The sequence below is a fragment of the Streptomyces scabichelini genome, from assembly GCF_011045015.1.
Lineage (GTDB): Bacteria > Actinomycetota > Actinomycetes > Streptomycetales > Streptomycetaceae > Streptomyces > Streptomyces scabichelini.
This window is the reverse complement of sequence record NZ_JAAKZY010000120.1, coordinates 19,754-31,661: the sequence shown is the minus strand read 5'-3', so window position 1 is coordinate 31,661 and position 11,908 is coordinate 19,754. Positions and strand designations below refer to the sequence as shown.

Below are 11,908 nucleotides of genomic sequence, written 5' to 3'. Positions count from 1 at the left end.
GGGCGTACGACGCACCGGCCCACGACCCCTCCCGCCGGTGGGAGGGTGCGGGTAGTTGGGGGTGCGGGCTTTTTTCGGGGTACGGGCAGGCGCAGGCTTTTGCTTTTCAGGGGCGCGGGGAACTGCGCGACCAGCCACGACGGCGCTGCAGCCGCCCACGAACCCAACCCACCACCCCCGTAGGCACCCGTCCAACCGCCGGAGGCACACGGTGGGCCAGTGCGGCACCGAATAGGCTGGGGCCGCGCCCCTGGCGCGAAACGTTGTCGCACCTTTGGGAGAAACACGCATGGCAGCCGGCCTTCCTACCGCCATGGACCGACCGCACTTCATCGGGATCGGCGGGGCCGGGATGTCGGGCATCGCGAAGATTCTTGCTCAGCGTGGGGCCAAGGTGGCGGGGAGTGATGCCAAGGAGTCCGCGACCGCCGATGCGCTGCGGGCGCTGGGGGTGACCGTGCACATCGGGCACGCGGCCTCGCATCTCGCGGACGACGCCACATGCGTGGTCGTGTCGTCCGCGATCCGTGCCGACAATCCGGAGCTGGCCCGGGCCGCCGAGCTCGGCATTCCGGTGGTGCACCGGTCGGACGCCCTCGCCTCGCTGATGGAGGGACTGCGGCCCCTCGCGGTGGCGGGTACGCACGGTAAGACGACGACCACGTCCATGCTGGCGGTGTCGCTGTCGGAGCTCGGCCTGGCTCCCTCGTACGCGATCGGCGGGGACCTGGACGCTCCCGGCTCGAACGCGCTGCACGGCGACGGTGAGATCTTCGTCGCCGAGGCCGACGAAAGTGACCGCAGCTTCCACAAGTACGCGCCCGAGGTGGCGATCGTGCTGAACGTGGAGCTGGACCACCACGCCAACTACGCGTCCATGGACGAGATCTACGAGTCCTTCGAGACGTTCGCGGGCCGGATCGTGCCCGGCGGCACGCTGGTGATCTCGGCGGACCACGAGGGCGCGCGGGAGCTGACGTCGCGGGTTTCCGGAGTGTCCAGGGTCGTGACGTACGGCGAGGCAGAGGACGCGGACGTACGCATCGTCTCGATCGTGCCGCGCGGCCTGAAGAGCGAGGTCACGGTTCTGTTGGACGGCTCGGAGCTGACCTTCACGGTCTCGGTGCCCGGCCGGCACTACGCGGGCAACGCGGTGGCCGCGCTGGCGGCGGGCGTGGCGCTCGGTGTCCCCGCGGCTGAGCTGGCGGTGGCGCTGGGGGCGTACACCGGTGTCAAGCGTCGGCTCCAGCTCAAGGGCGAGGCGGCGGGCGTGCAGGTCATCGACTCGTACGCGCACCACCCGACGGAGATGACCGCCGACCTGGAAGCGATGCGGGCAGGTGCCTCCGGTCGCATCCTGGTGGTCTTCCAGCCGCACCTGTTCTCCCGTACGCAGGAGCTGGGCCGGGAGATGGGCCAGTCGCTGTCCCTGGCCGACGCGTCGGTCGTCCTCGACATCTATCCGGCGCGCGAGGACCCGATCCCCGGTGTGACGAGCGAGCTGATCATCGACGCGGCGCGGGCGGCGGGCGCGGACGTGACGCCGGTCCACGACAAGGCGGACGCCCCCGCCGTGGTCGCGGGAATGGCCAAGCCGGGCGATCTCGTTCTCACCATGGGCGCCGGTGACGTAACCGACCTGGGCCCACAGATCCTGGACCGCCTTCAGTCGAAGTGAGGGGCTGAGCTTCATGTCGTACGACATCGAAAAGCCGGACGAGCAGTGGCGAGCGGAGCTGAACCCGGCCGAGTACGCGGTCCTGCGCCAGGCCGGCACGGAGCCCGCGTTCACGGGTGAGTACACCGACACCAAGACGAAGGGCGTCTACTCCTGCCGGGCCTGCGGCGCCGAACTGTTCACCTCGGACACGAAGTTCGAGTCACACTGCGGCTGGCCCTCCTTCTACGACCCCAAGTCGGCCGACAACGTCGAGCTGATCGAGGACCGGTCGCACGGAATGATGCGGACGGAGGTGCGATGCGCTCGATGTGGGTCTCATCTCGGTCATGTGTTCGAGGGTGAGGGTTACGCTACGCCCACTGACCAGCGGTACTGCATCAACAGCATTTCCCTGCGATTGACACCGGACGAGGGCTGACGCTCTGCCGCGTCGGCGGTGTCTTTCGAACGATGCCCGACCTGCCGAACGATCTGTTGACCAGTGGTGGATTCTCGTCGGCGCGCTCTATTCTGCTGTTGGTTCGGACCGGTCAACAGGCTGAAAACGGGGGGGCGTTGTGCCTTATGTGATCGAGGTTCCGGTCGATGGCAGTGAATCCATCCGGGTCGAGGTGTCGGAGGATACCGACGGCGTCGTCCGGGTCGCACGGCCCGGGCAAGTGGCGGCGATCGCCCAGGAGAGCCTTCAGCAGTCACTCGACAGAATTCGTCCCGTCGCCGTCGCGGTGTGGGAGAAACTGCGGCATCTTCCGGAAACTCCGGACCGGGTGAGCGTCGAGTTCGGCATCAAGCTGTCCGCGGAGGCCGGGCTGATCGTTGCCCGAGGGGCCACGGAGGCCAACTTCGTGGTGTCACTGGAGTGGAGCCGCAGCCCTGGGGATGAGTGACCTCGGCCCACCGACAGGGGGCCCTTCCCTCGTTGTCTGTACGCGGGCATCATGGGAGGTGCGGCCCGTCAAGGGCCCCACCACACAGGGGGTTTGGTCGGATGGAACGCGCAGAGCACGACATCGCGACAGAACTGGTGAACGTGGCTGATCTGTCCCTCGATGAACTCCTGATGCGTCCTTCGGAGGACCTCGGTCCCTCTGTGCGGCGCATCCTTCTTCAGGTCGAGCTGCCGGAGCCGTTGACGGCGTCGGCGATCGGCACCAACTGCTGAGCGGCTTGCGTCAACCTTTCAGGGAGAGATCAGCCTCGCCGCTCTGACTGGAGGCCAGTAGTTGAGGGAGAAGAATCGGCCACGGTTATCTTCCGCTCTCTTTTCTTCTGAAACTCAGGAAGATTTCGCCGACATACATCGCCTGCCCGCGAGAGCCGTTGCCCAACTGTCCACGGGAGGCGGCGATCCAGAGACCGTCGGACTGCTCCGTGAAGGGCAGAAGAGTAAACGGCTCGTCTTGTTGCGCATGGTTTTCGAAGCGGTCTTGGCTGATCCCGCCACGATGGGTCCCCTGTCCTCAGTGCGTTCTGCTTGGAATTTACTCAGCAGAGTGCAGTACGAGAAACCGGATGCCTTTGAGACGATACTGATGTATCCGTCCACCGGAGTCTGGGCCGCACATGTGCTGCGGCGCCTGCGAGGTGTCAGGTCCAGCAGCATTCCCTTATGGACAGAGGTCGGGTACTTCCACACCCTGGCGGTGGCCGCCGCGATCCGAGCCGGTGTCGAATTCCACGCGCGGGTTCCCGTACAAGACGGCGGCACGCTTCACTTACCGTCGCTGGGGACGGTCTTGCTCCCCCGCGCTGACGTCGACAGCGCACGACCCCAAGTCGCGACCGTGCGATGGGCGGGCCGGGGAACCGGCAGCGTGGCTGTCATCACCCCGAGAGGAGCGTGCGTTCTGCTGCCGGACTCCCTGGATGCGCCCGTGTCCGGCTGGCGCCCGCTCCCGCAGGTCCGGGCCGCCCAGGGAAGTCACAGCTTGCGGCTCTTTCTGGACGACACCGACCCTTACGCGCCTTTCGCGGCAGGACGGGAACCTGACGTGCAGAACGTCCAGAGCCGGAATCGATGGCAGGTTCTTGCGCAACACGCTTGGGAGGCTCTGGTCCACAGCCAAGCCGATACCGCCGACAGCCTTGCGGAAACGATGTGTTCCCTGATCCCGCTGGCGCCCGCCACGGACGGGGAACCCTACAGTGCTACGTCGCCCGAAGCCTTCGGCAGTGCGATGATGCAACTGCCCATGTCCCCCGCGTCTTTGGCCGTCAGCCTGATCCACGAGTTCCAGCATGTCAAACTTGGCGCCCTGCTGGACCTGATCACCTTGACACGCGACGGGGACGGCCCTCTCCACTACGCTCCTTGGCGCCCTGATCCCCGCCCGGCCTCCGGACTCATGCAGGGCGCGTACGCGTATTTGGGTGTCGTCGGCTTCTGGCGTCGATACCACCCGACGGCACCAGGACAGGAGGCCCTTCAGGCCCGATTCGCCTACGCGCGTTGGCGTGGCGGCACGCTGGCCGTCATCGACGACCTGCTGGCATCGGATGAGTTGACCGAGTTGGGCGTCTGGTTCGTGACGAACATGCGTGAGGTCCTGGCCCGGTGGTGCGATGAACCCCTGCCACCGCAGGTGGAGGCCGACGCCGCTCTGGTGGCTACGGATCATCTCGGTATGTGGCGGCTGCGAAACGGCCAACCATCCGGGTCCGATGCCGGGTTGCTGGCCGCGTACTGGAACGGAGGCCGGCTGTCGGCTTGTCCTGCGGTGGACAACTCCGTCGTGCGGGCCGGTGTTCTGCCTCGCGAAGCGGCTGTGCGGTCCGATCTGGCGAGACTCCGGTGGGAGGACCCGAAGAGATTCGAATGGCTGCGCAGGTATCCGGAGCTTCTTGGCGCAACCTCAGCCGACATCGCCCTGCTGGACGGCGACTTCGACACAGCGCTGCGCGGCTACCGGCGGCAGGTGGCGATCCGGCCCGAGGCGTCAAGTCCATGGATAGGCCTTGGCCTGGCGGCCAAGGGAAACGGAGACCTGCCTGTTGCGGCCGCACTGCTGGGCCGACCGGAGCTGGTACGGGCTGTCTACCTGCGTCTGCTCGAAGATGCCGTACGGATCGACGCGTTTGCCTTGGCCGAGTGGATCGGACAGCGTTGTGGGGCGGAGGCGGTGGCCGCACCGCCGCCTCGCCCTACGTAGCGCGTCGTCAGATCTGGAACACCTCAGCGTCACAGTCGGCACGATCGCTCCTGGTGGCGGCGGCCGTAGCTGGATGCTCCTGGCCGAGAACCTGACGGAGGGAGCTGAGCGTGGCGGCGTACAGGGTCTCTGCCCGGGTTGCCCTGCCGAGGGTACGGAGGTCGGCCGAGACATTGAGCGCACAGGCCAGGGTGGTCGGGTGGAGGTCACCTAGTTCCTGGGTGGTACGCCGCAGGGTCTCCTCGTCCATTTCGGCCGCATCCTGAGTGTTTCCCAACGCGAACAGGTCACTGGCCAGGTTGATGGCGACGGAGAGGGTGTAGGGGTGGTTCGGTCCCACGGTTGCGATCAGTCCGTCGTGGGCCTGCCGGTTCAGAGCCAGTGCCTCTTCCGTTTGCCCCTTGCGGCGCAGCGAGACCGCCAAGTTCGTCATGACTCCGGAGGTGAAGGGGTGACTTTCTCCGAGGCTCCTCTTGAACTGGTCCAGTGTCTTCCTTCCCAGCTCCACGGCCTCGTCCAGGCGGTCGGCCTGGCGCTGGGCGATGACGAGGCTCGACGCCGCGCACTGGGTGTTGAGGTGGTTGTCACCGTAGCGGCGCCGGTTGCGCTCCCACGCGTCCAGGCACGCTGAGAGCCCTCCCTCGTGGTCTCCCGCTTTGCGGCGGGCCTCGCCGAGGTGGCGCAGTGCCATCAGGGTGATGGGAGTCTCGCTGCCTGCCAGACGTTCGAAGCGGATCGAGTTGTTCTCCTGCATCTCGCAGGCGCCTACGTAGTCGCCGCACTCCCGGAGGTCCACCGCCAGCAGGCTGACGAGCATCATGGTGAGCAGGCTGTCCTCGCCGAGCACGTCGACCGCGAGCTGGAGACTGACCGCGTCGAGATCGCGGGCCGTGGTGAACTCCCCGGTCAGGCGTAGTGCCGTACCGTAGTCGATGCCTGCGGCGATCGTCTGGGGATCACGTTCCCCGAAAGCGCGTACGGCTTGTTCGTAGGCCTCCTTGTTGAGCTTGACGGACGAGGCGAAATCCCCTGCCGCGCGCATGTCGACGGCGACGGCACGGGCCGCGAGCAGAGTGTCCTCGTGGGTATCGCCGACCGTCCTGCGCCGGCGTTCCAGGCTGTCCTCGTCGAGCTGCGAGGCCTCGGAATACCGGCTGAGCGCGCGCAGGACGTGACCGCAGTAGCGGGCCACGGTCAATGTCTGGGCGTCGTCGGGGCCGATGTTGGCTCGCCAGGTCTGCAGTGCCTCCTGCGCCAGTTCCAGGCAGGCGTCGTGGTCGCCCCAGGTGAAGAGGTAGGTGACGGTGTTGACGATCAGGTTCCGTACCCAGTGGTTGTCGCAATCGACCGCTCGGGACGCCCGAATGTGGGGGAGCAGTTCGGCGTAGCGGGGCCAGTTTGCCGTCATTCCCGGCTCGCCCGGGTCCCCTCCGGCGAGCAGCAGGTGGGCCGCCTCGCGCATCGACTCGCGTTCCTCGGGGCTCATCTGGTCGATGAGTACGGCTTGGACGAGGCGGTGCAATTGGATGCTGTTGGTGCGGTGGTCGATGCGTGCGAGTGCGTACCTGTTGACCTCGCGGAGTGCCTGGCCGAGGCGGATCGGGTCGCTCAGCACCTGGCCGAGCAGCCCGGGCAGGGCGGCGTTGCGGCCTGCGATGAAGAGGCTGCGGGAGACCGGCTCAGGTGCGAAATAGGCGCAGACCTGGAGGAGTTGGAGTGCGCCCGGATTAGTGTCCCGCAGGCGGTCCAGAGACACGTTCCAGGCCGCTGCCACGGGCAACTGGTAGTCCATCGGCGGTGCGAGTTCCAGCAACTCCGCACGACGGTTGACGAACTCTTCCCTTTTACCTTCGAAGAGTTCGAGGTATTCCTCGGCCAGCATGCCGGTCTCGGTGAGCCAGACGGCGGCCTGTTCGATGGCGAGCGGCAGGTCGCCGAGTGCCTCGGACAGCCTGTCCGCTTTTTCGTCGGTGAGCTCAGGGCCCCGGCGCCGCAAAAGCTCGATACTCTCCGCGCGTGCGAAAACATCCACCTCGATGGTCCGTGCCATGTTGACCCATTGTCCGTTTCGGGAAGTGACGAGAATCCGGCCGGTGCCGCCCCGTGGGAAGAATGGTGTGACTGTTTCCGGGCTTTCAGCGTTGTCGAACACCAGGAGCCAATTACGATAAGGCTCGCCCAGTCGAAGGGCTTCCAGGACAGCTGGAACCGCGGTGTTGGCTTCGGCACTGGTAGGCAGTCGCAGGCGTTGCGCCAGGTCCACGAAGGCAGCACGGATTTGGGCTGGTTGTTCGGCGGGTATCCACCAAACGATGTCATAGTCGGAACTATGACGGTAGGCGTATTCAATGGCAATTTGAGACTTGCCGACGCCGCCCATGCCGTGCAGCGCTTCCGGTAAAATAGCGGTGGTGCCCTGAGTCAGACGTGCATGCAGATCCTGGAGGGCGAGCACCCGTCCGGTGAAGTTCACATTCCTGGGCGGGACATTCCCCCAAACGGGTGGCGGGCTGCCCGCCTTGCGCCGCTCGGCGATGGCTCGCTCCACCGGCCCCATTGGCCGTACGTATGCATCGTTCATCGAACCAGGCTCTCCTCTGTCCGCCGCTGCCTGTCCCTCGGGCATCGGTGCCACGCGTTCGGGAACGGCCCGTGAATGCTGCTTTGTGACCGTTTTTGAACAAGGATCGGACACAGGTTCTTCGGGCATGTTTGATCCCCCGAATTCTAAGGGATCGACGCCGATGCCCTGTGCCGAAAAACGCTTGACGCGCGCACTCAGTCGCTCTGCCCAAGGCAGGTAGGGCCCGGACAGGGCGCGCAGTGTGCGAATGAACGGAACGAAGTCGCTGCTCGACTCCTCGGGCATCGCCACGGGCCTGTCCGTCCAGGGCGTCGTGAGCACCTGGGCGAGGTCCCGCATCTCGGGCAGTGACACCGCGAGGCGGGTGATGACGTGGAGCATCACCTCCGCGGTAGCGGCTCGCCCGCTGGTGGCGAGGAGTTCCTCGGCCACGCCCGGCAGGAAGGCGTATCGGGGCGCAGTCGGTCCGAAGGGGTCTGTGGACGGACCATCCTCCGTGACGAGCAGTCCCGAGGTGAGGATCTCGGCCATGTGCGCGGGACGTGAACCCGGTTGGGTGAGGTGCTGGACCGTCTCCATCACGGCGAGGTCGAGTGGCGCGACCGCAAGCTGCTGAATGAGCCGGAAAGCGGTGGGGGATGAGCTGGCTCGGAACGCGAGGATGCGTTCGGCAGGCGTCGGTGGACGCCCCGGGGCGAGGTCGTCGTCCACCTCGGGATCGCTGTCCTCGGCACCGGTTTCGTACGTGGTCGGTTCCGTGGACAGCATTCGGGCGCCGGGCCAGTCGCCCGGGTCGCCCGTCAGCAGGTGCGCCCACCGCGCCAGCCATCGCGGAGCGAGCTCGATGACGGGCACGGCCGGCTCGATGGGAGTCTTCGCACCGGCGACGCCCGCGGCCGACACCTCTGCCGTGAGCCGTGGGCCGCAGGCCAGTGGTCCGGTGGCTCGGATGCGGGCGGGCCGGGTGGCGACCCAGGTGCGGTACCAGGACCGGTGGGGCAGCAGATGGGTGACCACGACCGGGACACGTTCACTCCAGCGTGCGATGAGCCGTTGCGCGGCCCCGGATCGCCACGCGGCTCCCGCACCGTCCGTGAGCACCAGGACGGCTCGCCGCCGCGGCGGCGACGCAGGGTCCGGGAGGTCGAAGGCGGGGGCGGACGGGCTGGGGCCGCGTAGCCGGAGCTCCCCGTCGGTCTCCTGGTTCGTGCTGAGCAACCGGATGCTGATGGTCCGGAAGGCGCCGAGGCCGTTCAGCAGTCGGGCGAACTCGGTCACGCTGTGGCGCCAGGCCGCCATCGAGGCCCCGGCGTCCACGACAAGCACCAGGTCCAGCCAGCGCTCTCGGGCCGGACGGTACCGGGGCAGCCGAGGCTCGGCCTCCACAAGGGCCTCGGCGGTCCGCTCCTCGTCGAGCTCCCGGCTGTGCGCGGACGGGACGGTACGACGGAAGGGGCGCAACGCCCGTTCCAGCATCCGCCGGTTCTCCAGTCCCGGTACGGCGGTCCACAGGTCGGACACCGTGTCGACGGCCGGGGGACCGGGGACCGGGGCGTCGACGACGCGGGGGGCGGCGGGTGCCCAGAGCGCCGGCGTCGGGTCCGGTGCCACTGCCGACGGCTGCCGAGGCTCTGTCAGTTCCCCGTTCTCCCCGTCCGGCACGGGTGCCGCTGCCGGGGCAGGGCGCGGCGGCTCGCCGGGCCGCGGTTCGTGCCGGTGTCGCTCGGCGACGGAGGGCGCGCCGTCCCGTGGGCGGGTGCGCCCGGCCAGGCACATGGCGAGCCACAGGCCGTCGGAGAGTTCGTACGGCGTCAGATCCGCGCTGCCCAGCGGATCAGGCGGAGGCACCGGAGTCCGTGGGGCGGTAGCCATCACGGCCTCGTCGCGTCGAGGCTGCGCCACAGCGAGCTGACCAGCCTGTCCCAGTGGTTGTCAGCGTCGAATCGGTCGGACGTCGCCAGATAGACGCTGTTGAGCAGCTGGTCCGCCGACATGCCGCCCTCGCGCGCGCTGCGGGCGACGAAGAGCCGGACGAGCTCGTGTCCGCGGCTACCGGCCCGTTGACCGAAACGGGCCGCGACCATTGCGGCGAGCTGGTCCATGTCCGGCGGCGGCAGCTCAAGGCGCAGACAGCGGCGCAGCAGTGCGGGCGGGAACTCCTTTTCGCCGTTGGATGTGATGAGGATCAGAGGGAAAGCGCGGCAGCGCACCCTGCCGTTCGCGATCCGGGCTGTGACGCCGGGATCGGCGGTGAGGACATCGGCCTCCGGCTCACGCTGGGCCGATCGGACCAGCTCGGGGATGTCGTACTCGCCTTCCTCGATGATGTTGAGGAGGTCATTCGGGAGGTCTATATCGCTTTTGTCCAGTTCGTCGATGAGGAGGACGCGCGGCAGGCGGTACGGCAGCAGCGACGTACCCAGGGGGCCCAGCCGTATGTAGTCGCCGATGCCGGTCCGTTGGCCGGTCAGGTTGTCGGTCTGCTCCGGTTCCGCCTCCGTCGCGGCGCGGTAGGCGGCGGCATCCTGCGCCCGCCCTATCGCGTCGTACTCATACAGTCCGGAGCGCAGCGTCGTACGGGTCGTGATGGGCCAGCGCAGCACGCGGCCCAGTCGCAACTCGCGCGCCACCCGGTAGGCGAGGCTCGATTTGCCGGTGCCCGGACGGCCGGTGATCAGCAGAGGGCGGCGCAGATACAGGGCCGCGTTCACCATGTCCGCTTCGTCCACGTTGACGGGGCGTTGCGGGTCTCCGTCCCGTGCGCGGGGGCCGATCCGGCGCGTCACCTCTACCTCGTCCTCGGCCGGGCGCGGCTGCAAGGGGCCGCCGTCGAAGGTGCGCCAGGGAGGAGGGCCCATGAGCACGTCGTCGAGATCACGGGCCGCCAGGGTGCGCCCGTCGCCGTGATAGACCCACCACGGCGCGGAGTTCTGAGGGCGGGGACCCTGTCCGGCATCCGGAGCGGACCCGTCGTCGTCGCGCCGGCCGTCACTCATGACTGCGTCCTTCCCCTCTGCTGCGGCGACTGGTAGTGCCGTAAAGGCACGTAGACGTTCTCGGGATCGTCGATGAGCAGGAGCACCTCGTCGGAGACGAGTGACCCCCGGGACTCGCGGATCTTCGCAGCCAGCGTGTTCAGCTGGTTCGCCGTGAACAACTGCTTCGCCAGGTCGCCGAGCGTCTGGACGGCACCGGCCGAGCGGCTCCACAGCATCGCGGGGACGCCTTCACGCAGGGCGATGTCGTACGAGTGGACGATGCCGGGCTCGGGTTTCCGGGGAGCGTCGAGCAGGGCGATCGCGACCACCCGCCCGGCCATGTCCCGGCCCAGGACGTCCTGCAGGTCAGCGGGGCTCAGTCCGCCCAGCCCGCCGCATGCGTGCCAGGAGCACTCGTGCGGGGAGTCGCGCATGCTGCGCCAGCGTCGCTTCCACACCCGCTGGATCGCGGGGTCGCGCTGCCGTTCGAGGCTGCGGATCACCATCTGGTAGTGGCGCACCAGGGAGCGGGGCAGACCGGAGGAGCGATGGGTGGAGAACTCCTCGACGGGAAGGTCGACCAGGTCGCGACCGAGCAGGAATTCCAGCTGCACGAGTGTGTCGAGGCCTGCCAAGGATGCCTCGCCGCTGGAGATGGCGCGCTCGATAGTCATCTCCAGATCGCCGTCGGAACAAGCGAAGTCCAGGAAGTCCGGACAGGCGGGGGAGAATGCGTCCTCCTTCGTCCACGAGGACACCAGGTAGCCGACGCTGTCGTCGCCGTCGTCCGCTCGCTCGATCTGGATCGCGAGGTAGGCCGTGTCCTCGGTGTGCTCGAGGCGTACCGGGACGAGTTCGGTGGTCAGTGCCTCCAGCGCGTCGAGCACGCCGAGGCCGTCGGCCACCGAAGCGTTCCACTGGCGCAACCGCTGACCCAGGCGGCCGAGCGTGAGCGCGGCGACGTACTCGACGTACAGCATGAAGGGGAAGAGGCCGTCCGCCCGCGCGTTCGCCTCCACCAGGTGGTCGAAGGCCAGAACTATGTCCTCGTGCCTGGGGGGAAGCCGGTCGTAGGTGCCACGCGCCGCCCGATGGATCCGGCCGACCGGCACCCCGGGAGCCTGGCGCAACAAGTCGTGGATTTCACGTAGTTGGGCTTCGGTCAGCGGAGGTTGCACGAACGTCGAGCGCACCAGGTGATGGAACGCTTCCGTGGACCGGGCGCCGGGAGCGAAGAAGCGAAGGGTGTCGGCGAGCACCATGAGGCCGCCGGGGATGTCACCCAGAACGCTCACGACGTCGTAGAGCTGACTTCGCGTGTTCACACCTTGCATCACGAGCCCTGCCAGTTCGATGTTCAGCCGGCTCCCCGCCACCTCCAGACACTGGCGTCGCAGGTCCGGATCCCCCATGGGCCTGGTGCGCTCCAGAGCCTCCACCAGTCTGCTGGCGCGCGCCCAGTCCGATGAGTGGTCGATTGTGTCCGCCATCCCCGTTTTCCCGTAAGGCATCAAGG

At 67.7% G+C, this 11,908-nt stretch carries 8 protein-coding genes; 5 read left to right on the top strand and 3 right to left on the bottom strand.

All coding sequences use genetic code 11. From position 1 onward, the window contains the following. The first annotated feature begins 289 nt into the window (after positions 1-289). From murC to G5C60_RS52425, 5 genes are all read left to right on the top strand, one after another. A complete protein-coding gene (gene murC / locus G5C60_RS31050; RefSeq protein WP_165264326.1) occupies positions 290-1,678 on the top strand; it encodes a UDP-N-acetylmuramate--L-alanine ligase in 1,389 nt (462 codons plus the stop codon). 13 nt (positions 1,679-1,691) lie between these two features. Beyond that, positions 1,692-2,099, top strand: a complete 408-nt coding sequence (gene msrB, locus G5C60_RS31045) for a peptide-methionine (R)-S-oxide reductase MsrB (RefSeq protein ID WP_165264325.1) — start codon at positions 1,692-1,694, stop codon at positions 2,097-2,099. Positions 2,100-2,292: 193 nt separating this feature from the next. Continuing rightward, entirely contained in the window at positions 2,293-2,568 is a 276-nt protein-coding gene (locus G5C60_RS31040; RefSeq protein WP_206440218.1) for a CU044_2847 family protein, read from the top strand. Between the two features lie 101 nt (positions 2,569-2,669). Continuing rightward, positions 2,670-2,843, top strand: coding sequence for a hypothetical protein (locus tag G5C60_RS31035; protein ID WP_165264323.1), 174 nt, complete (start codon positions 2,670-2,672; stop codon positions 2,841-2,843). A 766-nt stretch (positions 2,844-3,609) separates the two neighbouring features. Then, the gene (locus tag G5C60_RS52425; RefSeq protein WP_241267204.1) at positions 3,610-4,830 is read left to right on the top strand and encodes an aKG-HExxH-type peptide beta-hydroxylase; all 1,221 of its coding nucleotides are present in this window, start codon (positions 3,610-3,612) and stop codon (positions 4,828-4,830) included. Positions 4,831-4,837: 7 nt separating this feature from the next. On the opposite strand, the gene fxsT is transcribed toward G5C60_RS52425, so the two are convergent. From fxsT to G5C60_RS31015, 3 genes are read right to left on the bottom strand one after another with little or no spacing between them, the layout of a single operon-like run. Further along, positions 4,838-9,286, bottom strand: a complete 4,449-nt coding sequence (gene fxsT / locus G5C60_RS31025) for an FxSxx-COOH system tetratricopeptide repeat protein (protein WP_165264321.1) — start codon at positions 9,284-9,286, stop codon at positions 4,838-4,840. Then, on the bottom strand, positions 9,286-10,410 hold the full coding sequence (locus G5C60_RS31020) for an AAA family ATPase (RefSeq protein ID WP_165264320.1): 1,125 nt from the start codon (positions 10,408-10,410) through the stop codon (positions 9,286-9,288). Before G5C60_RS31020 ends, fxsT begins: the two co-directional genes overlap by 1 nt. Then, positions 10,407-11,882, bottom strand: a complete 1,476-nt coding sequence (locus G5C60_RS31015; protein ID WP_165264319.1) for a VMAP-C domain-containing protein — start codon at positions 11,880-11,882, stop codon at positions 10,407-10,409. The genes G5C60_RS31020 and G5C60_RS31015 overlap by 4 nt, the downstream gene beginning before the upstream one ends. Between the last annotated feature and the right edge of the window lie 26 nt (positions 11,883-11,908).

Bases quoted from the DNA above. Each gene is read 5' to 3' on its own strand.
- murC (WP_165264326.1), top strand. From the start codon at position 290: ATGGCAGCCGGCCTTCCTACCGCCATGGACCGACCGCACTTCATCGGG.
- G5C60_RS31015 (WP_165264319.1), bottom strand. From the start codon at position 11,882: ATGGCGGACACAATCGACCACTCATCGGACTGGGCGCGCGCCAGCAGA.
- G5C60_RS31020 (WP_165264320.1), bottom strand. From the start codon at position 10,410: ATGAGTGACGGCCGGCGCGACGACGACGGGTCCGCTCCGGATGCCGGA.
- G5C60_RS31035 (WP_165264323.1), top strand. From the start codon at position 2,670: ATGGAACGCGCAGAGCACGACATCGCGACAGAACTGGTGAACGTGGCT.
- fxsT (WP_165264321.1), bottom strand. From the start codon at position 9,286: ATGGCTACCGCCCCACGGACTCCGGTGCCTCCGCCTGATCCGCTGGGC.
- msrB (WP_165264325.1), top strand. From the start codon at position 1,692: ATGTCGTACGACATCGAAAAGCCGGACGAGCAGTGGCGAGCGGAGCTG.